The sequence below is a fragment of the Streptomyces sp. NPDC026515 genome, assembly GCF_055567595.1.
Map to the genome: position 1 here is coordinate 418,164 of NZ_JBVHQD010000002.1, position 26,575 is coordinate 444,738.

At 69.4% G+C, this 26,575-nt stretch carries 22 protein-coding genes and 2 pseudogenes; 11 read left to right on the forward strand and 13 right to left on the reverse strand.

The genetic code is table 11. The features are described from left to right. Positions 1-12: 12 nt before the first annotated feature. From ACZ4O3_RS05350 to ACZ4O3_RS05385, 8 genes are all read right to left on the reverse strand, one after another. A complete protein-coding gene (locus ACZ4O3_RS05350; RefSeq protein WP_467721233.1) occupies positions 13-1,446 on the reverse strand; it encodes an FAD/NAD(P)-dependent oxidoreductase in 1,434 nt (477 codons plus the stop codon). After that, the gene (locus ACZ4O3_RS05355) at positions 1,436-1,738 is read right to left on the reverse strand and encodes a (2Fe-2S)-binding protein (RefSeq protein WP_467721235.1); all 303 of its coding nucleotides are present in this window, start codon (positions 1,736-1,738) and stop codon (positions 1,436-1,438) included. The genes ACZ4O3_RS05350 and ACZ4O3_RS05355 overlap by 11 nt, the downstream gene beginning before the upstream one ends. Positions 1,739-1,748: 10 nt before the next feature. Then, positions 1,749-2,969, reverse strand: coding sequence for an NAD(P)/FAD-dependent oxidoreductase (locus ACZ4O3_RS05360; protein WP_467721236.1), 1,221 nt, complete (start codon positions 2,967-2,969; stop codon positions 1,749-1,751). A 63-nt stretch (positions 2,970-3,032) separates the two neighbouring features. Further along, positions 3,033-4,484, reverse strand: a complete 1,452-nt coding sequence (locus ACZ4O3_RS05365) for a glycosyltransferase family 39 protein (protein WP_467721238.1) — start codon at positions 4,482-4,484, stop codon at positions 3,033-3,035. Positions 4,485-4,697: 213 nt separating this feature from the next. Continuing rightward, positions 4,698-5,054, reverse strand: coding sequence for a hypothetical protein (locus tag ACZ4O3_RS05370; RefSeq protein WP_467721239.1), 357 nt, complete (start codon positions 5,052-5,054; stop codon positions 4,698-4,700). Positions 5,055-5,256: 202 nt separating this feature from the next. Then, positions 5,257-5,484, reverse strand: a complete 228-nt coding sequence (locus ACZ4O3_RS05375) for a head GIN domain-containing protein (protein ID WP_362713253.1) — start codon at positions 5,482-5,484, stop codon at positions 5,257-5,259. 5 nt (positions 5,485-5,489) lie between these two features. Beyond that, positions 5,490-6,680 (reverse strand): sensor histidine kinase, encoded by a 1,191-nt coding sequence (locus ACZ4O3_RS05380; RefSeq protein WP_362713254.1) that lies wholly within the window; start codon positions 6,678-6,680, stop codon positions 5,490-5,492. Then, entirely contained in the window at positions 6,671-7,333 is a 663-nt protein-coding gene (locus tag ACZ4O3_RS05385) for a response regulator transcription factor (RefSeq protein ID WP_362713256.1), read from the reverse strand. The genes ACZ4O3_RS05380 and ACZ4O3_RS05385 overlap by 10 nt, the downstream gene beginning before the upstream one ends. 202 nt (positions 7,334-7,535) lie before the next feature. Here ACZ4O3_RS05385 and ACZ4O3_RS05390 point away from each other — a divergent pair, with 202 nt between their 5' ends. From ACZ4O3_RS05390 to ACZ4O3_RS05400, 3 genes are read left to right on the forward strand one after another with little or no spacing between them, the layout of a single operon-like run. Continuing rightward, on the forward strand, positions 7,536-8,822 hold the full coding sequence (locus ACZ4O3_RS05390; protein WP_467721240.1) for an ABC transporter permease: 1,287 nt from the start codon (positions 7,536-7,538) through the stop codon (positions 8,820-8,822). Between the two features lie 54 nt (positions 8,823-8,876). After that, entirely contained in the window at positions 8,877-10,262 is a 1,386-nt protein-coding gene (locus ACZ4O3_RS05395; RefSeq protein ID WP_467721241.1) for an ABC transporter permease, read from the forward strand. Positions 10,263-10,268: 6 nt separating this feature from the next. Then, positions 10,269-10,973, forward strand: coding sequence for an ABC transporter ATP-binding protein (locus tag ACZ4O3_RS05400; protein ID WP_362713262.1), 705 nt, complete (start codon positions 10,269-10,271; stop codon positions 10,971-10,973). A gap of 417 nt (positions 10,974-11,390) precedes the next feature. Here the strand turns inward: ACZ4O3_RS05400 and ACZ4O3_RS05405 are convergent, their stop codons facing one another. Next, positions 11,391-11,810, reverse strand: a complete 420-nt coding sequence (locus ACZ4O3_RS05405) for an MOSC domain-containing protein (protein WP_467721242.1) — start codon at positions 11,808-11,810, stop codon at positions 11,391-11,393. Between the two features lies 1 nt (position 11,811). After that, entirely contained in the window at positions 11,812-12,696 is an 885-nt protein-coding gene (locus ACZ4O3_RS05410) for an alpha/beta fold hydrolase (RefSeq protein ID WP_467721324.1), read from the reverse strand. A 441-nt stretch (positions 12,697-13,137) separates the two neighbouring features. Between ACZ4O3_RS05410 and ACZ4O3_RS05415 the strand changes: the two genes are divergently transcribed. After that, positions 13,138-13,878, forward strand: coding sequence for an SDR family NAD(P)-dependent oxidoreductase (locus ACZ4O3_RS05415; RefSeq protein ID WP_362713280.1), 741 nt, complete (start codon positions 13,138-13,140; stop codon positions 13,876-13,878). Between the two features lie 78 nt (positions 13,879-13,956). Continuing rightward, positions 13,957-14,489, forward strand: a pseudogene (locus ACZ4O3_RS05420) (IS701 family transposase); the annotation flags it as partial. Here ACZ4O3_RS05420 and ACZ4O3_RS05425 read toward each other — a convergent pair. Continuing rightward, positions 14,414-14,915, reverse strand: a pseudogene (locus ACZ4O3_RS05425) (helix-turn-helix domain-containing protein); the annotation flags it as partial. The pseudogenes ACZ4O3_RS05420 and ACZ4O3_RS05425 overlap by 76 nt on opposite strands. Positions 14,916-14,992: 77 nt before the next feature. On the opposite strand from ACZ4O3_RS05425, the gene ACZ4O3_RS05430 reads away from it, so the two are divergent. The 6 genes from ACZ4O3_RS05430 (at position 14,993) to ACZ4O3_RS05455 (ending at position 24,372) form a co-directional block, all read left to right on the forward strand. Further along, complete coding sequence (locus ACZ4O3_RS05430) at positions 14,993-15,850, forward strand: inositol monophosphatase family protein (RefSeq protein ID WP_467721244.1); 858 nt, start codon at positions 14,993-14,995, stop codon at positions 15,848-15,850. Between the two features lie 441 nt (positions 15,851-16,291). Next, positions 16,292-17,203 (forward strand): hypothetical protein, encoded by a 912-nt coding sequence (locus tag ACZ4O3_RS05435; protein ID WP_467721246.1) that lies wholly within the window; start codon positions 16,292-16,294, stop codon positions 17,201-17,203. Positions 17,204-17,478: 275 nt separating this feature from the next. Further along, complete coding sequence (locus ACZ4O3_RS05440) at positions 17,479-19,983, forward strand: DUF4132 domain-containing protein (RefSeq protein WP_467721247.1); 2,505 nt, start codon at positions 17,479-17,481, stop codon at positions 19,981-19,983. Further along, positions 19,983-22,328, forward strand: coding sequence for a DUF4132 domain-containing protein (locus tag ACZ4O3_RS05445; protein ID WP_467721248.1), 2,346 nt, complete (start codon positions 19,983-19,985; stop codon positions 22,326-22,328). The genes ACZ4O3_RS05440 and ACZ4O3_RS05445 overlap by 1 nt, the downstream gene beginning before the upstream one ends. Further along, complete coding sequence (locus ACZ4O3_RS05450; RefSeq protein ID WP_362719497.1) at positions 22,328-22,720, forward strand: hypothetical protein; 393 nt, start codon at positions 22,328-22,330, stop codon at positions 22,718-22,720. The genes ACZ4O3_RS05445 and ACZ4O3_RS05450 overlap by 1 nt, the downstream gene beginning before the upstream one ends. Before the next feature lie 722 nt (positions 22,721-23,442). Next, positions 23,443-24,372: a phosphotransferase gene (locus tag ACZ4O3_RS05455; protein WP_467721249.1), complete on the forward strand. Its 930-nt coding sequence runs from the start codon at positions 23,443-23,445 to the stop codon at positions 24,370-24,372. Here the strand turns inward: ACZ4O3_RS05455 and ACZ4O3_RS05460 are convergent. Both ACZ4O3_RS05460 and ACZ4O3_RS05465 read right to left on the reverse strand, forming a co-directional pair. Continuing rightward, entirely contained in the window at positions 24,369-24,977 is a 609-nt protein-coding gene (locus ACZ4O3_RS05460) for a hypothetical protein (protein WP_467721250.1), read from the reverse strand. The genes ACZ4O3_RS05455 and ACZ4O3_RS05460 overlap by 4 nt on opposite strands. A 40-nt stretch (positions 24,978-25,017) precedes the next feature. Next, positions 25,018-26,265, reverse strand: coding sequence for a hypothetical protein (locus ACZ4O3_RS05465; RefSeq protein WP_467721251.1), 1,248 nt, complete (start codon positions 26,263-26,265; stop codon positions 25,018-25,020). Between the last annotated feature and the right edge of the window lie 310 nt (positions 26,266-26,575).

A 26,575-nucleotide genomic window follows, 5' to 3' on the forward strand; every position in this document is an offset into this window, starting at 1 on the left:
CGGGTGTGGCATTCAGTCGTCCTCGGGTTCCCGTTCGCCGACGGCGGCCAGAACCCCGAGGGGTACCGGCCGGGCGAACGGCCGCCGTGCGGGCGTGAGTTCCCATCCGGCAAGCCCCGCGACCGCGGGCCCGCACACGCGCCCCTGGCACCAGCCCATGCCGGCCCGCGTCAGCAGCTTCACGGTCCGCGGGTCACCGGCGCCGAGTTCTGCCACGGCCTCCCGGATCGCACCCCCGGTCACCTCCTCGCACCGGCAGACCACGGTGTCGTCGGTGACCTGCTCGGCCCAGTGGGCGGGCGGCGCGTAGACGGTGTCGAGCGCGGCGGAGAACGCCCGCGACCGGGTACGGCTCTTCGCGGCCGCGGACCAGGCGCGCGGGTCGGGTTCGGCGCCGCGCAGCCGGGCCGCGGCGGACCGGCCCCCGACATGGCCCTCGGCGAGGGAGAGCGCGGCGCCGCCGACGCCGGTGGTCTCGCCGGCGGCCCAGACGCCGGGCACGTCGGTGCGCTGCTCGTCGTCGACGTGGACCGCCGGCCCGTCGATGCGGCAGCCCAGCGTCTCGGCGAGGTCGGTGTGCGGAAGCATGCCGTGGCCGACGGCGAGGCTGTCGCAGGCGATACGGCGCTCGGTGCCGGGCCTGACCCGCCCGGCGCAGTCGAGGGCGGCCACGGTGACGGCCTCCAGCCGCGCGGTGCCGTGCGCCCGCACGACGGTGTGACCGACGAGCGTGCGCACCCGGTGTCGTAGCAACTGGGCGGCGTACCGGGCACCCTCGACGACCTTGCCCGGCTCGGCCCCCAGCGCGCGGACCCTGCCTGCCAACGCCCTCGGGTCCCCCCGTACGAACGCCCGCGGGTCGGCCGACTCGACGAGTGCGGCCACCTCGACGCCGGCCGCGGCGAGGCCGGTCGCGACGGGGAGCAGGAGGGGGCCGGTGCCGGCGACGACGGCGGTGCGTCCCGGGACCACGAGGGAGCCCTTGAGCATGGCCTGCGCGCCGCCCGCGGTGACGACTCCCGGCAGGGTCCAGCCGGGGAAGGGCAGCACCTTCTCGTATCCGCCGGTGGCGAGGAGCACCGCGTCGGCAGCGACGGCCACGGGCTCCTCCTGCGCCGGGCCGAGCAGCGCGTGCACGGTGAAGCCGCCGCCCAGCGGCTGCTCCACGAACCAGACATGATGATCCGTCAGATGGCGTATTCTGCCGGCCCGTACCTGTGCCTCCAGGCCGTCCCGCAGCCGTTCCCACGTCCGCCACTGGTGATGCAGGGCCTGCGGCCGCCGGGCATGCAGCTCCGCGGCGGGCCGACGGTAGAACTGCCCGCCCGCCTCCGCTCCCGAGTCGATGAGCGTGACACCCACCCCGCCCGAGGCGGCGGCGACGGCGGCCGCGAGTCCGGCCGGCCCCGCCCCGATCACGGCGAGACGCGGCCGGTCAGTCCCCATGGCCGGTCCCCTCCTGCGTACGGATCGAGTCGCCGGGCCGCAGGGGCACCAGACAGGCACGTTGGTTCGGCCGGTCGTTGACGGTCACCAGGCAGTCGAAGCAGACGCCGATGCCGCAGAAGACGCCCCGGGGGCGGCCCCCGCCCCGGGTGGTGCGCCAGGAGGTGACGCCGGCCGCCCAGAGCGCGGCGGCGACGGTCTGGCCGGGCCGGGCGGTGATCTCACGCCCGTCGAGGGTGACCGTGAACGCCGGATCCGGTCGGGCGTCGGCGAGTTCCAGGGGCGATCGCACGCGGTCTCCTCTAGTCGACGGAAGGGTGGTCCGCGAAGGGGTGGTCCGCGGGAGGGTGCTTCACGGGAGGGTGTGCGGGAAAGCGGTCAGGGCGGAACGGCGCGAGATCCACTTCCCGGCCCCGGCCCTCGTCATAGGCGTTGCCGGTCAGCGCCCGGGCGATCAAGTGGCCGGTGCCGGTCGCGAGTCCGATGCCGGCGCCCTCGTGGCCGCAGGCGTGGAGCAGGCCGGGGACGCGCGGGTCGGGCCCGATGACGGGAAGGTGGTCGGGCATGTAGGGACGGAACCCGAGGTACGCGCGTGTGGCGCGGACCTCCGCGAGGAACGGGAACAGCCGGGTCGCCCCCGCGGCCAGCGCCCGCATGACCGGCAACGAGAAGGTCCGGTCGAGACCGACCCGTTCCCGGCTCGCGCCGATCAGCACCGGCCCCGAGGCCGTCCCCTCCACGACCGGCGAGGTCTGCAGCGCGGCCGCGTCGCTGGCCACGTCGGCCACGTAGTCGGCGGCGTACACCTTGTGGCGGATCAGGCGCGGAAGGGGTTCGGTGACGAGGACGAAGCCGCGGCGCGGGAGGACCGGGAGGCGGATGCCCGCCAGTGCGGCGATGCCGGCGCCCCAGACGCCGGCCGCGTTGACGACCGCGGGCGCGAGGACGTCGCCGTGGTCCGTGCGGACCCCGCGCACCGCGCCGTCGGGGGTGCGCGGTATGCCGGTCACGGTACGGCCGGTGAGCAGCCGCGCGCCGGAGGCGCGGAGCAGGTGGGCGGCGGCCAGGGCGGGCATCACCTGGGCGTCCTGCGGGTAGTGCACGGCGCCGGGCAGGCCCGGGGCGAGCCGGGGTTCGAGGTCGTACAACTCCCTCTCGCCGACCGGTGCGGCGAGGACTCCCGCGGCACGCTGTCCGTCGGCGAACCGCTCAAGGGCGGCGAGTCCGTCCGGGGATTCGGCAACGACCACACCCCCCTTGGCCTCGTACTCGACGGCCGCTCCGAACTCCTCGGCGAGGTCCGCCCAGAGCCGGCCCGACAGCAGGGCCAGGTCCAGTTCCGGCCCGGGTTCCTTGTCGGAGACGAGGAGATTGCCCTCGCCCGCTCCGGTCGTCCCGCCGGCCACCGCCCCTTGGTCCACGACGATCACGTCCAGCCCGGCCCGTGCCGCGTACAGAGCGCAGGCGGCGCCGACCATCCCGGCCCCGACGACCACGACATCGCAGGTCAGTGACTTGGTCACGTCAGTACTATGTCACATACCGCAGTTTTGGGGAATGCCGTCGCACCCGCGAGGCGACTTCGGTCATGGGCGCTCGACGCGCTGGTACACCGTCACCCTGCGACCGCGGACCTGCGCGTCCGCCACCGGCGTGAAGTACTTCCTCAACACGGAGACCTTCGTCCGGTCCCGCCGCGCCGACACCGGTCTGGCGACCTTCGCCACGTCCGTCACCAGCAGGATCCTTCGCTGGGCCAGCATCGCGGTCCGGATCCGGTCCGGTCCGGCCTCCACGCCCTTCAGCGTCCCGGACCTCTCCGGACTCTCGGTCAGGGCGATGTCCCGCACCCCGGCGAAGGCACGAGGGGAGATCACCATGGTGTCGCGCCGCTCAGCCGGTACGAAGACCACCGCGTCTCCGGGCTGCTTGAGCCGTCGCACGTCCGTCGCCACCGCGAAGACGTCGTCCACCCGGCTGGCCGGGGAGCGGGTGACCAGGGCCTGGGGGAGGAGCGCCGCCGTCGCCACGGCGACCACCACGGGGAGGATCCATGGCGACGCCTTCGGGAAGCGTGGCGTGCCCGCCCGTACGACCGTGTCCAGCGTCGTCCCGATCAGCAACGCCAGACCCAGCAGACTGAACAGGACATACCTGTCCAGGTACAGCGGCTGGACCAGGGATACGCCGATCAGGCTCAACTGCGGCACCGCGAGCAGCGGCAGACCCACGGCCGCCGACGACAGCCGGCCCGCCCGCGGCCGGTTCAGGAGTGCTCCGAGGCCACCGATCGCCAGCAGCACCGCGGGGCCGATCATCATGTGCCAGGTCAGCGGTGGAATCCAGGCGATCTGCTGGGACTGGCCACGGGTGAACAGGATCAGGGGCAGCACGCCCGCCACGGCCGCGGCCGAGGCCGCCGTCCATCGCGTCCACACCTCGCGCCGGGCCCGTGTCCAGGCGAGGGTCACCGCGTGCGCGGGCAGGATCAACAGCGCCAGCCAGTTCAGCAACCCGCACAGCAGAACGGCCCCGGTGTAGGCCACCCAGTGCGCCGTCGTGCCACGGCTCCCGAGTACGGTCACCAGCAGCAGCGTCGAGACCGCGGCTCCGGCCGTGACCAGCGCGTACGGACGCCCTTCCTGGAGATGGAACTGCACCGCCGGAAGGAGACCGAGTGACAGCCCCGCCCCCAGGCCCGCACAGTCCCCGGCCAGTCGCCGGCCGATGACGGTCACACACGCCGCGGCCCCCGCCATGGCCAGCACGGAGGGCAGCCGCAGCGTCGTCGTGCCGGCCCCGAAGCACTCGAAGAGCCCGTGCATCAGCAGGTAGTAGAGCCCGTGTACGGCGTCGATGTGCCCCAGCGTGTGCCAGATCTCCGGGACGGGTCGCTGGGCCACCTGCCAGGTCGCCGCCTCGTCCCGCCACAGACTGTGCTCCCGGGACAGACCCCACACACCTGGAACCAAGGTCCACAGCAGGGGGCTCAGCCAGAGGGGCGGGACTCTGCGGCCGGCGGTCGGGGAGCAATTCATGAAGCTGGTCAGGCCCTCGTGTGTCGGTGTGAACTGGAATAAGCGGTTCGTCGACATGACTGAGAACCCGCCGGGCCGCGTATTCCAGACCCGTCGGCAAGGCAGGGGGTATTGTCCGGCGCCGCCCCGTAATTCGACGACAGTACATGCACAGATAAAAGGCCGCCATTCCTAGAGAGAATGGCTGAAAACCGGGCCGGAATGTGGCGAAATTCAATGCAACCAGGAAACGGTTTTCGGCATCACGCATCCGGCGAAAACCCGACCGCCCGGACCTGGCGCCGGACTCGCTGGGGTGGAGTCCTGATCGGCTACTCGGGAACGGCCGCGTTCACGGAGTTGACCGGAGTGAGCAGCTTCCACGGTGATGAAGGACTGCGCCTCGGACTTCCGGGCCGCGAAGACGATCGCAGCGCTGCTGAGGATGACGGCGAGCACGAGTGAACTGATGGCTGTGCCGAGGTGTTGATGGAGGAGGGTGGTCAGGCTGTGGGCGTCCTGAAGCGAGCGGGCCGCACTTCCCGCCGCGCCACCGGACATCACGTTCCACAGTGCCGCCTTGAGAGGCACCGTGAGGGAGGTGGTGCTGGAGAAAACCCGCCGCCGGTCAGGGGCTTTGCCCTGCTCGTCCGGCGCCGCGTCCGGGCCACTGGGGCGGGGAGCCGGGGTCAACCCATCGACGACGGTGAGCTGGAGTCGGTAGCTGGCCGGGCGAAGAACGGACTACGGCTGGTGCCGAGGCGGATGGTACGGACGTCGGTGCATCCGGGTTTCAGCGCCGCACCGGGGGCAGCGAGCCCACCGGCGGGACCCGCTCGGGATCGTTCACGACCGGGTCGTAGACATTGACGGTCGAGGAACCACTGGCCTCGATGTTCAGATGCCGGGCCTTGCCGTGGAGGCTGACTGTCGACTCGCCGGAGGCTTCCAGATGGAGTTGCCCTGTCCCGCCGTGCAGCGCCGCGGTCTTGGGCAGGCCGGCGGTGACGAGTACCGCCATGGCGGTCAAGGGAACCGCAGGGTGAGAGCGAGTCCCCCCTCGGGGCCGGGGCGCGCCGTCAGCGTGGCGTGGTGTGCCTCGGCGATGGAGGCGGCGATGGACAGCCCCAAGCCGTGACCGGTGGTGGCGGTGCGGTCCGCGTCGAGGCGTCGGAAGGGCTCGAACAGATCGGGGATCCGTTCGGCGGGCACGCGGGGGCCGGTGTTGGTCACCGTCACGGTCGCGGCACCGAGTCGTACGCGGACACCGCCGCCACGGTGGTTGTACTGGATGGCGTTGCGGATCAGGTTCGTCAGCAGGTGACGCAGCAGGACGGGGTCCCCGGGAACGACCGGCCGAGTGTCGGCGCGGACGTCGATGCGCACACCGTTCCGGACTGCCTGCGGGGCGAGTTCTGCGGTCACGAGCCGGACGGCTTCCGCGAGATCCACGCTCTCGGTCTCGTCCGGTCCGCGGTCGCTCCGGGCGAGCAGCAGGAGCGCGTTGATCAGTTGTTCGGCTTCGCGGTTGGTGGTGAGCAGGTCCTCGCGAACTTCGACGAGGCTCTCGGGGAGGGGATCGGCGAGGCCGACCTGGAGGGTGGCACGCTGGGCGGCGAGGGGCGTCTTGAGCTCGTGGGAGGCGTTGGCGACGAAGCGGCGTTGGCTCTCGAAGGCCTTCTCCAGCCGGTCGAGCATGGTGTCGAAGGTGTCGGCGAGGCTGTGCAGCTCGTCGGCGGGGCCGGTGAGCGCCAGGCGGTGGTGCAGGTTCTGTTCGCTGATACGGCGGGCGGCTTCGGTCATGGAGGCGACGGGACGCAGTGCCCATCCCGCGAGCCACCAGCCCAGCAGCCCGGCCAGCAATGCCATGACGAGGAGGCCGACGGCGGACCAGAGCACCATCTGGCGCAGCGCGGTGTCCTGTACGGCCTGCACGGTCTGGTCGATCTTCTTGATCATGACACTGTCGCTCGGGGCCTGGGCGGAGCGATCCGGCCGAGCGGGGTGCGTGGGTCGGAAGGACGTCGCATGACTGCTCGGCGCATCGGCGTACGTGATCGACAGCCCCTGGACCTGCTGATCCGTTCCGTAGCGCGCGAGCAGCACCACGAAGGCCAGCAGGGCGATGCCGGCGAGCAGGAAGAGCCCGGAGAAGGCGGCGGCCAGGCGACCGCGGAAGGGCAGCCTGCTCAGCAGGGCTCGCGGGTTCAGTCGCACAGCCGGTATCCCTCTCCCGTGTCGGCGGCGATCAGGCCCGCGTCGCCGAGTTTGCCGCGCAACCGGCTGACGGTGGCGCGGACCGCGCTGGTGCGCGGGTCGAGGTGCTCGTCCCAGACGGTGCGGACCAGCTCGTCGTGCGCCACCGGCGTGCCACCGGCCACAAGCAGCAGGTGCAGGACCGCGAACTCCTTCGGAGTCAGCTCCAGCGGACGGCCGTCCACGGACGCTTCGCGCCGCGCCTTGTCCAGGGCGATGCCCCCGAAGCGCAGCACAGCGGGGGGCGGCTTCGGCGCGCGACGGCTCAAGGCGCGTACGCGGGCGACGAGCTCGGCGAAGTCGAAGGGTTTGGCGAGGTAGTCGTCCGCGCCGAGCGTGGTGAGGCCGTAGATCTTGTCGGTGAGTCCGCCGGCCGCGGTCAGCATGAGGATCCGCGGCGGGTCCTTGAGTTCCCGCAGCCGCCCGCACACCTCGTCGCCGGTCATGACTGGCAGATCGCGGTCGAGGATCAGCACGTCGTAGGCGGTGAGCAGACACATCCGCTCGGCCGCGTCGCCGGTGGCGGCGACGTCGACGGCCATCGCCTGGCGGCGCAGACCGGTGGCGATGGTGCGGGCGAGAACACGGTGGTCCTCGGCTACCAGAACTCTCATGTCCTCATGGAACCAAGACCACGATTGCAGCCGGATAAGGACGTATCGAGCGGTGTGCTCCGTGCCCGCCCGCACGGTATCGGACCGGCCGGTGAAGACACCCGGGTCGACGTCTGCGCCCGCGACCAGCACCGGGGCCGGCCCTTATGCCGCTGTAACACGCTTATCTCGCTGCAAGCGGCAAGCTGCTTTTGTCTGCGGCATGAACTTCGTCAAGCGCGCCGGGATGAGCCTTGGTGCCAGAAAGTCCAAGACCGCCGTCCTGCTGGCGATCTTCGTCGTCATCTGCACCCTGCTCCTCGGCGGCTTCCTGTTGCAGGCCGCCGCCGCCCGCCAGGAAGCCGACGCGCAACGCACCATCGGCGTCGACGTCACGGTCAGGAAGAAGGGCCTCACCGCGGCCCTGGCCGGCCGGCTCGGCGCCTCCGACCTGGTGCACCGCTACAACCTGGAGCTTCCGGTGCGGGCCGGCGCGCGTGGCTTCGCACCGCTGACACCGAACGCACCGAAGCCGGGCGGCACCGGAGCCCGGAAGCACAGACGCGGAGCGGAAAAGGATCCTCTGGCTGTGAACGGCGTCCGCGACTCGGGCATGCTGCTGCCCTTCTCGTACGGCTCGACGAAGATCACGGCGGGCCGCGGCATCACCCCCGCGGACGCCGGCCACGACGTCGCGCTGATCGAACAGCGCCTGGCCGAGAAGAACCACGTCAGGGCGGGCGACACCGTGCAGGTGCGGTCTGAGGACGACAAACGCACGGTACCGCTCACGGTCGTCGGCATCTTCCAGGACCCGACACAGGATCCGACCGGATGGACGCCGCCGCACGAACTGCCCGGCAACACGCTGTACGTACCGGTGGGCACCGCGCAGCAGCTCGGTACCGCCACCGCGACGGTCAGCGAGGCCGTGTTCAGGATCGGCTCACCGGACCGGGCCGAGCAGCTGCACGCCGAGGCCGAACGGCTTCTGGGCAAGGGCAGCTTCGACTTCCCGGTCAACGACAAGGCGTACAGGGATCAGGTCCGCCCGATCCAGCGGGTCGGCACGTTCGCGGGCCTGATCGTCTGGGTGATCGCCCTGGCCGGGGCGCTGATCCTCGGTCTCATCGTGGCGCTGCAGATCCGCGAGCGGCGCGCCGAGCTCGGGGTGCTGCTCGCGATGGGCGAGAAGAAGTGGAAGCTCGTCGGCCAGCACGCCGTGGAGGTGGCGGCCGTGGCTCTGCCCGCCGTCGCGCTTGCCGCTCTGGCCGGCTCCCTCGCAGGAGAGCACACGGGCGACGCGCTCCTCGGCCGCCAGGCCGGCAAGCCGGTCGCGGCGGCCGGGGCGCGGGGCGCCGAGATCGCCCCGGCCGCGGTACGGGTCGAGGCGGCCACCGTCGGCAAGGTCACCGGCATCGGGCTCGGCATCTGTCTGGTCTCCACCGTCGTCCCGGGCATCGGGATCCTCCGCCTGCACCCCCGCTCGATCCTCGCCGACACCGAGTAGCCGGGCCACTCACCGCACTTCCATCCACCGACAGGGACCGAGAGAGCGATACCCATGAACTTCGTCAAACGCGCGGGGCTGAGTCTGTGGGCCCGCAAGGGCCGCACCCTGATCACCTTCGCCACCTTCCTCGTCATCTCCGTGATGGTGCTGGCGGGAGTCCTGATCAACGACGCGACGGCCCAGGCCGAGCAGGAGGCCAAGCGCTCCGTGGGCGCCGAGGTCGACATGGAGATGGACATGCACCAACTGGGCGGTGGCGGTGGCATGCAGGCCCCGAGCATCGACGCCGCGACCGTCGACAAGCTCGGTGCGCTGCCCCAGGTGCAGAAGTACACCTACTCGATGTGGGACCGCGCCATCCTCAAAGGCAAGTACAAGCTGGTCGACGGCGGGCCGAAGATCCAGTCCATGGGTCCCGGCGGCACCTCGGCCACAGGCGTGCTCGACTCCTCGCTGCTGCCCGACTTCCGCAGCGGCAAGTTCACCCTCCTGTCCGGCAGGCACCTCACAGCCGCCGACAAGGACAAGAAACTACTCCTCATCGAGGAGCGGCTGGCCAGGAAGAACGGTCTCAAGGCCGGCGACAGGATCACCCTGACCGGCAACGACGAGAAGACGACGGCCGACTTCACCGTGGCCGGCATCTACCGCGACCCGCGCCCCAGCACCGAACCCGAACCCGAGAACTTCCTGAGCCCTGCCAACCTGCTGTACGGCACCGTCGGCGGCATCTCCGCACTCGAGTCCGGAGGCAAAAAGGGGACGCTGCAGGTCGGCAAGGCCACCTTCCTCCTCCAGGACGCCGACGAACAGAGCGCGTTCGAGGACAGGGCGAAGCAGGTCGCGGGCTCGGCGCTCGACGGCTTCGAGCTGGACGCCAACGACAAGGCCGTCCAGCAGATGACGGGCCCGCTCAAGAGCATCCGCTCCACGGCCACCGTCGCCATGTGGCTGATGGGCGTCGCCGGCGCGGCCGTCCTGGCCCTTCTGGTCAACCTCGCGGTCAAGCAGCGCGGCAAGGAGTACGGCGTCCTGCTGGCCATGGGCGAGAAGAAGAGCAAGCTCATCACCCAGCAGGCCCTGGAAATCGTCGTGGTCGCCGCCATCGCCATCGGCGTGAGCTCACTCTTCGCCCCGGACCTGACCCAGAGCGCCGGCCAGTCACTGCTCGGCAGGGAAGCCTCCGCCGCTGAGAAGAAGCTGAACTCCTGGCAGCCTCCGGCTCCCGGCAGCACCGGTCTCGATCAAGGCATCGACCCGAACGACAAGCCCGTGGAGAACGCCGACCCCATCGACCGGATCACGGTCGCGCTCGATCCGGCGGACCTCGCCACCGTCGGCGGCGTCGGCCTTGGCATCGGACTGCTCGCCACCGCCGTCCCGGCCGGCGCCGTGCTGCGCCTGAGCCCCCGCACCATCCTCACGAAGGGCAAGTGACCCGCCATGACCAGCCCCACCGCCGCCCCGCCCGTCCTGCGCCTCACCGACGTCAGCCACACCTACTCCGGCCAGCGCCGCAGGACCACCGTGCTCAAGAGCATCGACCACACCTTCGAACGCGGCACCTTCTACACCATCCTGGGCCCCTCCGGCAGCGGCAAGACCACCCTGCTCAGCCTCGCCAGCGGCCTCGACACCCCCACCAAGGGCACCATCAGCTTCGACGGCCGCAACCTCACCGAACTCGGCCTCGGCCGCTACCGCAACAAGCACGCCGCCACGATCTTCCAGCAGTACAACCTCCTCACCTACATGACGGCCCTCCAGAACGTCACCTGCGCCATGGAGATCACCGGCACCAAACCCGCCACCGGCAGCCGCAAGACCCGCGCCCTGCACCTGCTGGAAAGGATCGGCCTCGACAAGTCGATGGCCACCCGCAACGTGATGCAGCTCTCCGGCGGCCAGCAGCAGCGTGTCGCCATCGCCCGCGCCCTCGCCTGCGACGTCGACATCCTCTTCGCCGACGAACCCACCGGAAACCTCGACGAGGACACCGCCCAGGGCATCATCGACACCTTCCGTGAACTCGCCCACGAACAGGGAAAATGCGTCGTCGTCGTCACCCACTCGCAGCTGCTGGCCGCCCAGTCCGACCGCATCCTCCACCTGCGCAAGGGCAAGCTCACGGAACAGGTGAACGCCTGACGAAGACACGTGCACTGCCGGCAGCGGCCCCTCCGTTACTCGGTGGCGGGAGCGGATCCGGCCGGATACGTGCTCTGGCACGGGTGCGCGAGTTCGGCGCACACAGCCGGACTGTTCCCTCGAGATGCGACTGCGGAGAGCCGCGAAGGTCAATCGGAAGGCGCGCCTGTAGCAAGTGCGATGAGCCGTAGGCGGGAAGACGAGGAGCGCGAGGTTCGCCACGTCGGCACTCGCCGAAAAGCGGCGCTCGGAATTGCGGCAGGCGATGCGCCGGGGTGAGGCTTTCGAAATCGCAAGCGGACGGCTGGAGACGACACCTTGACGATGTCCTGCCCGGCCTCCACCTCGCCCTCCTCGATGACGCGCAGACAGGAGCCGGGGCGGTGGTGAGCCACGAGCAGGGCCGCCATCTGGGGCTCACCCATGCGCAGTCCCACCCCGGTAGCAGGTGACCCGGGGCTGGGTGACCTCGCACAGGGCGGCGCCGATGCGGTAGCGGTCGCCGCTGCAGACCTCGTCGTCAGGCAGGCCCGCAACGGTGAGGTTCTCGCCGAACTGGCCCGGCGTGAGGTCGTCGCGCCCCGGTTTGTCCTCCCAGAAACGAGGATCCCATCCCGATCCGCCCGCGGCGCGGCCACGGTCTGCTTGTAGACACCGGTGCGCACGGTCTTCCCGTGCCAGGGAACGTCTCTCGGCATCCCGACGTTCACCGCTGTCAGTCTGGCCACCACGCCACCTTCCCCGGGGCGCGCCTCCCGTGCCGCTGCGCCGGGAAGCGCGTGTTCTCAAGTGCCCCTTCCTCTGAGGACCATCCGGCGCAGGCGTGTCCGGCCCCATCTCATGTGAGGACGCGTCCGAGGAATCCGTGGATGTACCCACTGATGGCGTCCAGGTGCGTCTCGAGGGCGAAGTGGCCGGCGGGCAGCAGGTGGACTTCGGCCTCGGGCAGGTCGCGCGAGAACGCTCGCGCGCCGTCCGGCCCGAAGATCTCGTCCCGCTCGCCCCAGACCGCGAGCAGAGGCACCTGACTGGTGCGGAAGTACTCCTGCAGCTTCGGGTAGCCCTCGATGTTCGTGGGGTAGTCACGGAACAAGGCGAGCTGGACCTCGTCGTTTCCGGGCCGTTCCAGGAGGAGCTGGTCGAGGGTCCAGGTGTCGGGGCTGACGAGGCTGGTGTCGGACGCGCCGTTCTCGTACTGCCAACGCGTCGTGCTGGGACTGAACTTGGCGCGCGCGCCCGGCTCCGTGTCACGACTGGGATCGGTGGCGTAGGCGAACAGATCGTCCCAGAAGGGCTTGGCGAAACCCTCCATGTACGCGTTCCCGCTCTGCGAGATGATCGCGCTGACGTCGAAGGAAGGGTCGAGTGCCAGACGCCAGCCGATCGGTGCTCCGTAGTCGTGCACGTAGACGGCGAAGCGTTGAATGCCCAGGTGGTCCAGCAGCCCGGCGGTGGCCCCTGCCAGGTTGTCGAAGGTGTAGTCGAACTCGTCCACCTTGGGCATGGCCGAGTGGCCGTAGCCGATGTGGTCGGTGGCTATCACGTGATAATCATCGGCCAGTGCGGGGACGAGATGGCGGAACATGTGTGAGCTGCTCGGGAATCCGTGGAGCAGCAGCACGACCGGTGCGTCGCTGGGGCCTGCTTCTCGGTAGAAGATCTTTTGCCCGTTGATGGTCGCTGACTTGTGTCGCGTGGGAAGCACATCAACCTCCTGCGCCATTCGACGCGGAAATGCGCCAAATCCACCCACGCGCAGCTCACTCAATACGTTCAGCCAGGCCAAGGGCGGCCGTCGCGGAGTCTCGGGGTTATTTCCCCTGGGCGGCATTCCGGCCCCGCGGCAGATGGCGCCTGCTGCCGTCTCCAACGCTAGCTCTGACCATCGGGAAGGACAACGCGACGGAAACACGCCGAGGATCTCCCGGGTCGCGAGCAGCACGCGAAACGACAGCCGCCAATACTGCGCGGAATGGGAATATTGCACAGCGTCATGGCGGACCGCCACAGGCCGCCGAGGGCCGTCGCAATCCGCACCTCTCACGTCAAGTGATGAGTACTCCAGTGTGGGTTTGTGATCAGGGTGGTGTCGACCTCCTGGAGGTCGAACGCCAGGTCGGATTCCCGCCGGCTTCCGACGCTGGTGCCGGCAAGGCTCAACTTCATGAAGCGACTTGAAGGAAACGTGGCTTTGATCACGGGTGGCAGCCGGGGCATCGGTGCCGCTGTGGCGTTACGGCTGGCCGAAGAAGGCGCCGACGTCGTCCTGACCTATGAGAACACCGCGGAACGTGCCACCCAGGTGGTGGAGCAGATCAAGGCCGGCGGGCGCCGGGCACTGGCCGTCCAGGCCGACAGCGCCGTCCCTGAGGCACTCATCTCAGCGGTGGACGAGGCCGCCGCGATGTTCGGCAGACTCGACATCCTGGTCAATAACGCTGGTGTCTTCCTCGTGGGCCCACTCGAAGACCTGGGGCCGGCAGAGATCGATCGCACCCTGGCGGTGAACGTCCGGGCGCCGTTCGCAGCGTCCCAGGCGGCAGTGCGTCACATGGGCCAGGGCGGCCGCATCATCAGCATCGGCAGCAATGTCGCCGAACGTGCGGTCTTCCCCGGACTGGCGCTGTACTCGATGAGCAAGACGGCTCTGGTCGGGATGACGAAGGGCCTGGCCCGAGAACTCGGTCCGCGGGGAATCACCGTCAATCTGGTGCATCCCGGCCCCACCGACACGGACACCAACCCCGCTGACGGGCCGAACGCCGAGGTGATCGCCGGCTTCACGGCTGTGGGCCGCTATGCGGAAGCGGCCGAGATCGCGGCTACCGTCGCCCACTTGGCAAGCGCGGACGGCTCGTACATCACCGGAGCCTCGATCCATGTCGACGGCGGCTTCACCGCCTGACACGCGAGCTCGACTCCGAAACCACGCTGAGGCCCAGCCGCCATGAGGGACGGCCACCACCCGCGTGTTCATCGGGGGATGTGTGGACTCCTGTTTTCGCGCGGTGGCCGCGGGCCTAGCGTAGACCCTGCCCGCTGGCAGGCGATTCTCGAGCGGGTCAGGGCCCGGATCTCGGGCAGGTTCAAACGGGTTGAGCCCCGGGCCGCGGCCCGTGCTTACCTGCTCGGGCTGTTGTCGAGCGTCTCGAACGGAAGAGCTGCTGGCAGCCGGCCGAGCAGGCGGGCCTTGCGCGGCCCGGGCCGGTACAGCGCCTACTGCGCTGCGCCCGTTGGGATGCCGATGCGGTCCGTGACGACCTACGTGCCTACGCCGCCGAACGCCTCGGCACCGGTGGCGGCGTCCTCGTCGTCGACGAGACCGGCTTCCTGAAGAAGGGACGGTCTTCGGCCGGCGTGCAAAGGCAGTACACCGGCACCGCAGGACGCCTCGAGAACGCGCAGATCGGCGTGGTTCTCGCCCTGGCCGGCTCTACCTCCCCCGAGCACTCCTGGTCCAGTGATCCCGAACGACGTGAGGCGGCCGGGATACCCGAGACGGTGCACTGGCCGACCACGACGACCGGCGGGTGTCGGCGTGGATGACAACCTGGTGGTTGGTGGAATGGCGATAGTTCTTGGACTGCTCGGTGATCGTGTGGTCACGGGTGGGCACCAGGGCGCCGTCCACGATGACACCGTGCCCTTGGTGAAGCGTTGCCGGGGCTTCAACGCGAGGAGTGGGCCGATCCGGTTGATGATCCGGTCGGTTGCGGACTTGCAGATACCAAACAGCAGGGCGAGCTGGCGTATCGTCAAGTTCGCGCGCCAGCAGGCCGCGACGGGCAGTACCCGGTCCTCCAGCGAAAGGCCCAGGGCCGGCCGCGCCGGACAAGTTCGGCCCCCTCGCGCCGGAGCGCGGGCACTGTCTTGTGGAAGTGGCGCGGATTCACGCCCGGGGGTTGTCCAGGACGGCTCGGACGCCGTCGTCACACCAGCCATGCGCTGGTCGTCTCACCGAGCCCGTGCGCCTGGACCGGGACTTGATCACGGGGGTATCGGCGAGAAGAGTGGGCGGTATGACGGACTCGGCAGACCTGACGCTGGCGCACCAACTGGCTGATCAGGCGGACGAGATCGCCCGGCGCTACTTCCGCGCACCCGACCTGGGTGCCGAGGACAAGGGCGACGGAAGTCCGGTCACCGACGCGGACCGCGAGATCGAATGCGTCCTGCGCGCGTCGATCCGTACGGAACACCCCGGCGACGCGTTCGTGGGCGAAGAGTTCGGCGCCCATGGGCGCAGCAGCCGCCGATGGATCATCGACGCCATTGACGGCACGGCGAGCTTCATTGCGGGCGATCCGGAATGGAGCACTCTCATCGCCCGGGAAGAACACGGCACCGTGACCATGGGCATGGTCTCCGCACCCGCGCTCGGGCGCCGCTGGTGGGCAACGCCAGGCACCGGCGCCTGGACGGGCCCCTGCCCCTCCGATCCGTCGACACCGCCGCATCGGCTGACGCTCACGGCAGGAGGAAACGCCAAGGATGCCGCCATCGGAATCTGGCCTCCACCACCGCGGCTGAGCAAGGCCGAACGCGCCGCCGCGGCCCGGCTGGCAGCAGGAACCGCAACCGTGCTCCCCGCACTCAACTGGGCATCTGCGGAGCCCACCACGCCGCCACCCAGCAAGCCATCCACCGGATCCGGCACCTGCCACGGAGCCCTCCTGGTCGCGACAGGAAAACTCGACGCCTTCCTGCTGCTGGGCGCCGGCCCCTGGGACATTGCCGCGGTGATCCCCATCGTCGAGGAGGCCGGCGGCACCTTCAGCGACCTCTCCGGCCGGCGACGAACCGACACAGGCGCAGCTCTGTTCGCCCGACCCGGCCTCCACCAGCAGCTCCTGGGCCTGGCCAAACCCCCCAACTGACCCACAGTCCAGGACCGTTTCACCCCGCCTCATGGGTTACGGGACTAGCCTTAGCGTTCCTCCGACGCTGATGAGTGCGACGGCAAGCGTGGTCACATCCACGAGGGCCCCCGCCCGTTCATTCGATCCATTCGCGGGCCGGCGACTGACAACGGCACTACGGCCCCGTAGCTGTGCCCATGCTCCTTGCTCGCGGCGCAACCTCCCAGACCGTGGCGACGAGGACGGGAAGCAGCTCTGTTCCACCGGACTCGTCCGTCGGTCGGCAAGTAGTGGACTGACTCGGGGGAGACCCGCGACGATCGCGGTCTGAAGAAGCGGCCCGTCCGCCGACAGTCCCGCATGACCGCCTGACCAGCCGAGCGGACCCCAGCGACCGTGGCGCCCATAATTCGCTTCGAGGTGGCACGAGCGGTGTCGGCTGACTCCCGTCGCGTTACCATGCGCGCCCCGGAGGTGATCATGAGTCTTACTGTTCCGCCAGCTCCGTACGACATCGCGGAAGTATTTCCAGAACTCGTGCCGTATGCGAGGGCAACCACGCTGCTGTATCCGCGTGCCGGTAGCCCCGAACGGGATGAGAGCTCGCTGGGTGGGCCGCTCCTCTGGCCCGCCGATGAGCCCTGGCCGACGTGTATGGCTCCCGACCACTACAACCCCGCCCGCGGTTGCGCGGTGGTCGGGCCGGCCCCTGTCTCCCTGGTGCCCGTGCTGCAACTCATCGCCCACGACGTTCCGGCATTGGTGTTTCCGGTCGGCGCCGACGTGCTCCAGGTGCTCTGGTGCCCGCTGATCCATTCCGAACACGACCAGCACTCGCCGGTTCCGATGCTGCGTTGGCGATCCGTTGCTGACCTGGCGGATCGGCCACTGCTGGACGAGGCGCCGCGGCCTTATGAGTTCGATGACGAGTACGTCCCACAGCCCTGCGTGATACACCCCACCGAGACCGTGGAGTACCCCAACTGGGACATGCCCGCGGAGTTGTCCGAGCGCGTGGGCGAGTGGAGCGAGGAGATGGAGGAGTCCTTTGGTATTTCTTACTACGACGCCTTCACCACCCAGCAGAGCAAGGTCGGCGGATATCCCGGCTGGACACAGCCGCCGAACTGGCCGCACTGTTCGTGCGGTTCCCGGATGGAAAACTTGCTGACGATCTCGGCGAGTGAATCGTGTGGCCGCTGGCTTCCGGTCGAGGAGCGCACCCGTCCCGGCTGCGGCTGGGAAGCTTCCGACAGCCCGGAACTGCAGCACGGCAGCCACGAAATGATCATGGGGGACTGTGGAGGCGTCTATGTCTTCGTCTGCCGCAGCTGCCCCACCTGGCCCACCACCCACCGCTACGACTGCTGAGCCGTGAGCCGCCGGGGTCGGGCTGAGCGGCACTCGAGACCGCCCCGGTACACGCGGTGAATGCCCTGCGCACCGCCCAGAGACGCAAGCGGAACCTGATGCGCCTGATGGACGAACACGGTCTGTGAGCCGGACGGCGTGTCGAAGGCCCACCCGGCGCCCACGCCACCCTCGCACTCCTGGCACCGTGCCAAGGGGCGTCGACGTTCGTCAGGAGGGCCAGTGCCGCGCTTTGAGTTGATCGCATTGTCAGTCCCCCCTGCCATCATCCCGTCATGCTGTACGAAGCCTTGGTGGCCGGATCTCGTAGGAACGACTCGCTGGACGAGGTGCGGTCCGCCGCACTTGACCGTGTCCGCTGGCTCGTCGACCTCCTGGAACGTCAACGGGCGCAGTTCCGGCGGAACATGGGACACGAGTTCCGGCGGTCCAGGGCGTTTGGCGCGGCGACCCAGGCCGAGATCGACACCCGGCTCGCGGCTTGCGCCGACGACGAGGGAAGGGCTGCGGTCCTGTGCCTCATGCTGGCCGCCTGCTTCGACGACACGAGCGTGTGGGAGTACGACGTCGAGATCGGGGCCTTGATCTCGCGGGTGAGCGGCTGGACGCCCGACGAGGTCGCGGTGATGCTGCTCCGCGTCACCGAAGGGGACAGGGGCTACCGGTTCGCCCGTTCGCTGGGGCCGGCGCTGAACGCCGCCGACCAGCTCGACGCCGACGGCCGCCGTGCGGTCATGCCCGCGCTGCGGCACGCACACACGGAACTGATGGACTCCACCGTCGAGGCGCGCCTGCGTACGTCGCTCGCCCAGCGCCTGCGGGCACTGCTCGCGAGCGCGGACGAGGCGCACATCCCCGAGAAGCTCATCCCGCCGTACGCCCCCTGGGCCACCTCCCTGCGCGAGCGCGCGAACACCTCACCGACCCGGGAACTGGCGGACTTCGTACGGCACGTGGCGAGCCTGTCGGGGCCGCGTCCCACCCAGAGATGGCGGCGGACGTGCCTGGAACTCGCGGACGCGGCGTCGGCCCGGGACCTGGTGGCGGACGTCCTGCGCGCGCTGGCCGAGGACGATCCGCTGTGCAGCACCGGAAGCGGTGCGCACACCGCCTGGCTCCCTGACGGCTACCACTACCACTACGTCGTCCACCAGAACGACGGCGACCTGGCGCGTGGCGTCGTCTGGGCGGCCGCGCTGACCGGGGGTTCGGCAGCGGTGCGGCACCTTGGTGCGCTGGCGCTGCGGACCGGCGGACCCGGAACCGGCGTGGTCGAGGACCTCAAGCTCGCGGGCGCGGCGATCAACGCGCTGGCCGAGACCGGCGACCCGGCCTCCCTTGAAGCCCTGTGGCGGCTGCGGTCCAGGATCGAGCACCGGGCTCTGCGCAAGCAGCTCGACACCGCGCTGGTGACGGCGGCCGGGAAACAGGGCATCACGGCGGAGCAGCTCATCGAGCGCAGCGTGCCGGACCACGGACTGGCACAGAACGGTTCGCTGGAACACGAGCTGGGCGGCCACCGGGTGCGGCTGGCGATCGAGGACGCGGCAACCGTGCGGCTCACCTTCACGCGCCCCGACGGGGGGAGTTCCCGCACCGCTCCGGCCGCGGTGAAGGACGGCTTCCCGGACGAGCTCCGGGAAGTGAAGGCCCTGGCCAAGGAGGTACGGGGGACACTGGCGGGTGAGCGGGCCCGGCTCGAGGCGCTGATGTCGGCCGGGCGCGAGTGGCCGTACGACGAGTGGTGCCGCCACTACCGTGACCATCCGGTCACCGGGGTTCTCGTCCGCGGGCTGATCTGGGAGTTCCAGAACGCCGGGGACGCGGACGACGAGTGGCATGCGACGGCACCGATGGCCGGGCCGCCCGGCCGGCCCGAGCGGGTCCGGTTGTGGCATCCGATCCGGGCGTCGGCGGACGACATCAGGGCGTGGCGGGAACGGCTCGTCGCCGAGCGGCTGCGACAGCCGTTCAAACAGGCCTTCCGGGAGATCTACCTGCTCACCCCCGCGGAGGAGGAGACCGGTGTCTACTCCAACCGGTTCGCCGCCCACATCGTCCACTACCGCCGGCTCTACGCGCTGTTCAAGGAACGCGGCTGGCAGGCCAACTTCCTCGGCCGGTACGACGGCGGCTACCACGGGACGGCGCGGGCCGAGTTCGGCGACGGTGAGTGGCGGGCCTGCTTCCACCACGAGCCCGTCGCGGACGACGACGGCGGCTACGAGCCCGAGCACGCCGCGACGGACCAGGTCCGCTTCGAACAGCGGGACGGCCGGCGCTGGCGGGAGGTTCCGCTGGCAGAGGTACCCCCTCTGGTGTTCAGCGAGGCGATGCGGGACGTCGATCTCTTCGTCGGCGTGACCTCGATCGCCGCCGATCCCGACTGGACCGACCGGGGCGAGGACCGCCACGCCGCGTACTGGCGGACGGCCACGTTCGGAGCCCTGACGGCGAGCGCCGAGGTCCGCCGCGAGGCGCTGGAACGGATCGTCCCACGCCTGAAGATCGCCGACCGGTGCACGCTCGATGGCCGCTTCCTGCTGGTCCGCGGCAATCTGCGGACGTACAAGATCCACCTTGGCTCGGCCAACATCCTGATGGAACCTGACGATGCCTACCTGTGCATCGTTCCGGCCCGGCGCCCGGGGGACGGCAAGGTGTTCCTGCCGTTCGAGGACGAGCGGCTCTCCCTCATCCTCAGCAAGGCATTCATGCTGGCCGCCGACACGAAGATCACCGACAACACCATCCTCCGCCAGATCAGGAGAGGGGCCTGATGGACCTCGCAGCCCGGCTGATGAGCGCGCTGACCGACCCGGACTTCACACTTGAGGACCAGGACAGCAACCAGGATCTGGCCCAGATCTCCGAGGAGGAACTCGGCAGTCTGCTCGTGGCGGCCTACCGGGTGGGGACCGCGGCCACGCCCGCGGTGACGAGGGTCCGCTTCGCGGTCGAGGACGCCGCACGGGAACGGCGGCCGCGATATACGCCCGAGGCGTGCCGCCGTCTGTTCGAGGCACTCGCCGAAAGGTGTGAGGAGCAGGGCTGGGCGGACCTCACCCGAGGCCTGGACGCGCTGGAACGCTGCACAGGGCCGCTGCCCGACGTCTCCGAACCCGCCCGCGCCCTGGTCGGGTTCTGGCTGGAGAAGGACACGGTACGACAGCCGTACGCGCTGCTCGCGGTCGCGGGACTCGCCGACGACGGGACACTGCGCACGGCCGTGGAGCGACTCTCCCGTGATGTGGGCCCCATCGTCGCGGACGAGATCGCCGTCGTGGCCGGCCTCACCCCGGCCGAACGGACACTGCTGTCCCAGACCGACCGGGACAGCAGGTTCGTCTCGCCGCAGGCGGAGGCGTGGCGCAGGCCGGCCGACAACCCCGCTTACGTGGTGTTCGCCCGCCGCGCGCTGGAAGCGGCGGCCGACCGCACCGACGCGATCCGGGCGGGCGCGATCCCCTACCAGGCGGACAAGGCGTTCACGGACCGGGAGATCACCTCGCTCGGACAGGCCCTGCGGGTTGCCCTGCTGCGCGACGAGCCCTGGCTGCCGGAGCTGTTCGAGCGGCTGCTGCCCGGCCTCGCCCTCGCCCCCACACCGGCGAAGACGCTTCCTTCGCAGGCCCTGCTGTACGAGGTGGTCCGCGCCGCGCAGGACTACCCGACGCCCGAGCTGGTGACCGCGATCCGCACCGTACGCCGGACCGTCCGGCACGCCGGGGTGCCCAAGCAGCTCGACAAGATGCTCAAGAAGGTCGACGCGGCCCTGGCCGAGCGCACCGACGTGGCGCTACGGCTGCCGAGGCTGGAGTTCGACACCGCATCCATCAGCGGCTCCGCCGCGGGTGGCGTCCTGCGCCGGACGGCCGGCGACTACGAGGCGGTCGTCACGGTCACCGACACCGCCACGCTGACCTGGGAGAAGGACGGCCGCCCGCTGCGCACCGTCCCGGCGCCGGTCCGCCGCGACCACGCGGCCCTCGTCAAGGAGCTGCGCGAGCTGGTGAAGCGGGTGAACGCCCAACTCATCACCCTCGTACGCGCGTTGGAAGGCGGCTTCACCGTCGACGCCGTTCACCCGTACGGCTGGTGGCGCACCGAGCTGGCCGGACACCCGCTCGCCCGGACCCTCGTACGCCGGCTGATCTGGGAGATCGAGGTCACACCCGGCGAGTGGCGGGCCGTTCTGCCCGAGACAGCCGGAGTCCTTCCCGACGCGCCCGACGACGTCTCCGTGCGGCTGTGGCACCCCATCCGCTCCGAGCCGGACACCGTACGGGCCTGGCGCGACCTGCTCATCGAACAGCGCATCCGCCAGCCCTTCAAGCAGGCGTTCCGCGAGATCTACCTGCTCACCCCGGCCGAGGAGCAGACCCGCGTCTACTCCAACCGCTTCGCCGCGCACCTCGTCCACTACCGCAAGATGTTCGCCCTGTTCCGGGCCCGGGGATGGAAGAGTGACCTGCTCGGCCCCTGGGACGGCGGGGACGGCGACGAGGCCGAGCGCACCCTTGCGGCGGGGGAGTGGCGGGTCCGCTTCTTCCACACCTGGGCCGACTGGGCGGGTGACGACGAACTGGCCTCGACCGACCAGGTGCGCTTCGACCGCCGGGTGCAGGGCGCCTGGCGCGAGGCACCGCTCGCCGACGTGCCCCCACTGGTGTTCAGCGAGGTGATGCGGGACGTCGATCTCTTCGTCGGCGTGACCTCGATCGCCGCCGACCCGGCCTGGACCGACGGCGGCCCCGGGCGCACCTACTGGCAGCGGGCGGGATTCGCCGAGCTGACGGAGAGCGCCCAGGCCCGCCGCGACGTCCTGGACCGGATCCTCCCGCGCCTGAAGATCGCCGACCGATGCACGCTGGACGGCCGCTTCCTGCTCGTACGCGGCGACCTGCGCGCGTACAAGATCCACCTGGGCTCGGCCAACATCCTGATGGAACCAAACGACAGCTACCTGTGCATCGTCCCGGCGCGGCGCCCGGGGGACGGCAAGGTGTTCCTGCCGTTCGAGGACGACCGCCTCTCACTGATCCTCAGCAAGGCCTTCCTGCTGGCCGCCGACACCGAGATAACCGACGAGTCCATCCTCATGCAGATCAAGCGAGGTGCCTGATGGCCACCGTGACATTCCGGGACGAAACCGCGACGGGCAAGCCGCTCACCGACTGGGAGGTCTCCGGGCTGCCCGAACGGATGACCGTGCAGGAGCTCATCAGGCTCCGGGTCCGCGAGGAGGTCGCCCGGCACAACGCCCGCCCGACCAGCCGCTTCAACGGCCTCGTCCGCCCCGACGACGCCGAGACGGAGCTGAACGGCTACCGACTCCGCGAGCCCCGCCGCATCGACTGGGAGCGCCAGGCCGAGATCGCCGAGCGAGCCTTCCTGGCCAACGGCTTCTTCATCCTGGCCGGCGATCGCCAGGTCGTGGACCTCGAGGAAGTCGTCGACCTCACCGCCGATCCCAACCTGGTCTTCATCAAGCTCGTCGCGCTTGTCGGCGGCTGAGCGACCGGTGCCTTTCGGCCGAAGGCGCTGGGCCTGTCCGGGTCCATCAGACCGGGACAAGTCCTCCGCCCCGACCGAAGGCCACCGTCACCGTCAGTCGCCCGCCTGGGCGGCGGTACGGATCTCGGCCCCGTCGACCGGTGCCGGCCGTGCAGGGCAAGCCCGTGAGGATTTCGCGTCCGCTTCCGCCACATGCAGCGCGCCTCGCCTCCGACCGCGCCCCCAGCCCGGTCTCCGCCCTGGACCGAGCTCACCTCCAATACCGCGAACCAGTACGCGTACTGCCCCGCGAAACTCACCGCAACGCACGGACCCGTGCTTACCCACGGTTCGAGCGCACACTGCTCGCTCCAGCGAGCACCAGGCCAGTGCGGGGAGGGGGAGGCGGATGCCCATGGGCGTGACCGGGCACGCAACTCTGCCGACTCACACGACGGCCGGCGCCACGGGGCGGCGGCTGAAGCACTCGATCAGCAGGTGTGCGGCGTTTTCGTTGTCCCGGTAGATCTGGGATCTTCAGTTCGGTCGCCGGGCGGCAGGCTCGAGTGCCTGGCAGGATTCGAACCTGCGCACACGGCTCCGGAGGCCATCAGGGACCGTTGCGCTTTTGGGGCGCTGACCTGCGGCGGAGGTGCGGTCCTGGTCTCCGCTGATGAAGATCATTACGCCCCTATTACGTGGGCGGCCTGTCGGGTGGTCCGTCCGGCCCGTATGGTCAAAGCATGATCTCGGGCAGCAGCGGGGGACCGGACGGCGGCGGCACGGAGTTCACGGCGGAGGGCTTGGAGCCCGTACTCCAAGAGGCCTGCGCGACGGTCGGACTCGACTCTCGCGGCGCCGAGTTGCTGCGCCTTGGCTCGAACGCGGTCTACCGGCTCACCTCGTTACCCGTCATAGTCCGCATCGCGCGTGATCGATCTGTCCTTGCGGACATGGACCGGGCCGTGAGTGTGGCACGGTGGCTGGAGACACAGGACTTCCCGGCTATGCGCATGCCGGCATCGGTCACGCAACCGCTGGTCGTCGGCGGCCTGGTGGTGACCTTCTGGGAGAGTGTCCAAGACCGAGTGGAGTACGCGTCGGTCGCTGAACTGGCTGATCTCCTGAGGCACCTCCACTGGCTTGAGGAACCCGAATCCCTCCGCCTCCCGTACTTCGACCCGCTGGCAAAGCTGGCGGCCTCTTTGGAGGGCCTCGACGGCATCGCGGCCGAGGACCGGACGTTCCTGGACGAACGAGCGGCACGTCTGGCCAAGGAGTACGACCGACTGGACTTCGTCCTCCCCTTCGGCATGATCCACGGTGACGCGAGCATCGGGAACATCCTTCGCCACCGGGATGGACGCGCTGTGCTCATCGACCTGGACGGTTTCGCTCTTGCTCCGCGCGAGTGGGACCTGATCCAGACGGCGATGTTCTACGACCGGTACGGCTGGCACTCAGAGGCGGAGTACGCGGAGTTCGTCCACCGGTACGGCTTCGACGTGATGAACTGGCCCGGATACGGGACTCTCGCGGACCTCCGCGAATTGATGATGGTCGCGTGGCTCGGCCACCAGGTCACGACCAGCGACTCAGCTGCCGCGGAATTCGCGCGGCGGGTGCGGTCCATTCGTACCGGAGACGGGCGAGACGAATGGGGCCCGTTCTAGTCGACGGCCAGGATCTCGCCGAGTGCTCCTCTTGCGGTCTCAACGAACAGATCCATCACGTCCTTGTACTCCTGATCGCCTTCCCTGAATTCCGCCCGTATGTCGGCCTCACGTTGCTGGCTCAGATTGTTAGTGAGTGTGCCCTCTACGAGAGTGGCAACACGTTCGTACTCAAGCTCCACGATTGCCAGGCAGCGGACAGCAACGGCAGAGACCGGTTCGGGACCCTCCAACTGAACAGTGTGGCTTGCTTGACTGGCCACGCTACGTGCTTGTCGTGCTGCGGTCCTCCTCTCCTGGGCGTCGGGCGAGGGCGAGGACGTCGATTGCAGCACGTTGAAATATTGCCAATTTGCCTCACGTGCTTGGGTCATGGCAGTCAGTAGCGACTGGTACGCGGCCAATCTTTGCTCGCGCAGCCATTTCTTGTGTTCCGCATGGAGCTCGCGTTTGTGAGTGCGCTCCTGAACGGATTCCTGGTGCAACTGCTGTCTCTCAAGAGCTTTGTCTTTACGCTTATCGGAGCGAGCACTGATGGTGCCGGTCAGGCCAACGCCCAGCAGGGCCGAAGCAGCCGAAATGATGGGAGTCAGCAGGTCACCCATGAACGGATCCTTTCTCCTTGCTGGGCGATCCGGGTGAAAGTCAGACTGCCGCTCGTGGGGCTGCGGCTACCCACAGCCTGTGCTCCCTGACCTGCTCGGTAAACGTCTGCACGTCCGCGCTGTTGCCGCTCGGGGTGAGGTTCTGCCGGAACTCGGCGAGATAGCTGACACACCGCGCCGATTTGAGCTGCTCGCCGAGGTCCAGCGCGTCGAGTGCCACGCGGCAAGCCTCCTCGACGTCACCGGCGCGTAGGTGGGCGTCGGCGAGGACCATGGTTGCGAAGAAGTCGCTTCGTACGTGGCTGCCGCTCATGGCGTTCTCGGCATGGGCGACGGCTTGCCGGGCGCTGTTGACGTCACGGAAGCAGTGGGCGGCCTCTGCTGCAAGCTCGGCTTCGTCGAAATAGCTGATCCACTCGGGCTCGTCGTCGTTATTCCGGCCTTCCAGCGCCTTCGTAGCCGCGCTCAAGGCGGCTTCACAGGCCCGAACGTCTCCGGTCCGGGCAAGCGCGCGTGCCTCCATGGCGTGGAACTGAGCGCGGAGCGTGGGCGTGGCCACGGGAGAGATACCCATGAGCGCAGCACGGGCGAGCGTCGCGCCCTGCGTGTATCGGCCGAGGAACGTCGCCTGATGGCTCATGGCGGACAGAATGCTTCCGGCGAGCCGGCGGTCATTGGCGTCCTGGGCCAACCGGAGAGCTTGGAGGAAGTACCTCTGTGCCAAGCCGTGGCGACAGGCATCGTAGGACATCCAACCGGCCAGGAGCGTCGCCTCCGCCACGGTGGAGAAGAGGGCCTGGCCAACCTGCTCGTTGTACTGCCCGTGGAGGAGTGGTGTTACCTCGGTGCTGAGGTATTGCACAGCTGCATGGCGCGCGTGGTCGCCGCCGAACCGGTCGTCCAACTGGGCGAACATGTCCGCGGTGGTCTTGATGGCGGCCACATCTCCGAGCCCGACACGCATGCCGTCCCGACGTTGCTGAGGAACGGCCGGCTCGGGCGCGACCAACCATCGAAGCGAGGCCTCGTTCCAGGCAGGCTCGGACGGCTCGGCCTGTAGCAGAGGCTCGTACCGGTTGAGATCGGCGCGCCACAACTGACCGACGGTCTCGATTGCGCCTTCGGGGCTCTCCGGATAGCTGGCGTCCAAGAGGCCTGTGTCCCGCTCGCCCTCGTGGTTCAGCCCCAGCTCGACGGGGCTGAGGTCGTAGACCTCGCACAGTAGCGGACCGTAGAAGTCGTCCGGCACGCTGTGCCCGTTCTCCCAGCTGGCGATCCGGCGCTTCACGCTCGCGTCGGACGGGAGCTGATGGCCACGACGCATGGCAGCTTGCCGTAACTCTCTGACCAACCGTGGCTGGCTCCAGCCTCGGGTCACGCGGGCTTGCCGTAAGCGAACGCTGGCCGACTCCAGCGAAGACGTGACCATTCCTTCCCCACCTGTGAACGGGCGCGACTTGCGGGGCGCACGGTTCTCTGACCTTACGACCGAATGTACGCGGTGTTCATCATCTTGCGCTGCAAGTAAGCGAATGCCGGGCGTCGTTGGGTGCATGACGGGGGGTGACGCGCCGACGCGTGACACGTCATCCCCCGTC

Bases quoted from the DNA above. Each gene is read 5' to 3' on its own strand.
- ACZ4O3_RS05430 (WP_467721244.1), top strand. From the start codon at position 14,993: ATGACGGACTCGGCAGACCTGACGCTGGCGCACCAACTGGCTGATCAG.
- ACZ4O3_RS05365 (WP_467721238.1), bottom strand. From the start codon at position 4,484: ATGAATTGCTCCCCGACCGCCGGCCGCAGAGTCCCGCCCCTCTGGCTG.
- ACZ4O3_RS05390 (WP_467721240.1), top strand. From the start codon at position 7,536: ATGAACTTCGTCAAGCGCGCCGGGATGAGCCTTGGTGCCAGAAAGTCC.
- ACZ4O3_RS05395 (WP_467721241.1), top strand. From the start codon at position 8,877: ATGAACTTCGTCAAACGCGCGGGGCTGAGTCTGTGGGCCCGCAAGGGC.
- ACZ4O3_RS05375 (WP_362713253.1), bottom strand. From the start codon at position 5,484: ATGGCGGTACTCGTCACCGCCGGCCTGCCCAAGACCGCGGCGCTGCAC.
- ACZ4O3_RS05405 (WP_467721242.1), bottom strand. From the start codon at position 11,810: ATGGGGCCGGACACGCCTGCGCCGGATGGTCCTCAGAGGAAGGGGCAC.
- ACZ4O3_RS05445 (WP_467721248.1), top strand. From the start codon at position 19,983: ATGGACCTCGCAGCCCGGCTGATGAGCGCGCTGACCGACCCGGACTTC.
- ACZ4O3_RS05415 (WP_362713280.1), top strand. From the start codon at position 13,138: ATGAAGCGACTTGAAGGAAACGTGGCTTTGATCACGGGTGGCAGCCGG.
- ACZ4O3_RS05410 (WP_467721324.1), bottom strand. From the start codon at position 12,696: ATGGCGCAGGAGGTTGATGTGCTTCCCACGCGACACAAGTCAGCGACC.
- ACZ4O3_RS05440 (WP_467721247.1), top strand. From the start codon at position 17,479: ATGCTGTACGAAGCCTTGGTGGCCGGATCTCGTAGGAACGACTCGCTG.
- ACZ4O3_RS05435 (WP_467721246.1), top strand. From the start codon at position 16,292: ATGCGCGCCCCGGAGGTGATCATGAGTCTTACTGTTCCGCCAGCTCCG.
- ACZ4O3_RS05460 (WP_467721250.1), bottom strand. From the start codon at position 24,977: ATGGGTGACCTGCTGACTCCCATCATTTCGGCTGCTTCGGCCCTGCTG.
- ACZ4O3_RS05450 (WP_362719497.1), top strand. From the start codon at position 22,328: ATGGCCACCGTGACATTCCGGGACGAAACCGCGACGGGCAAGCCGCTC.
- ACZ4O3_RS05455 (WP_467721249.1), top strand. From the start codon at position 23,443: ATGATCTCGGGCAGCAGCGGGGGACCGGACGGCGGCGGCACGGAGTTC.
- ACZ4O3_RS05350 (WP_467721233.1), bottom strand. From the start codon at position 1,446: ATGGGGACTGACCGGCCGCGTCTCGCCGTGATCGGGGCGGGGCCGGCC.
- ACZ4O3_RS05385 (WP_362713256.1), bottom strand. From the start codon at position 7,333: ATGAGAGTTCTGGTAGCCGAGGACCACCGTGTTCTCGCCCGCACCATC.
- ACZ4O3_RS05400 (WP_362713262.1), top strand. From the start codon at position 10,269: ATGACCAGCCCCACCGCCGCCCCGCCCGTCCTGCGCCTCACCGACGTC.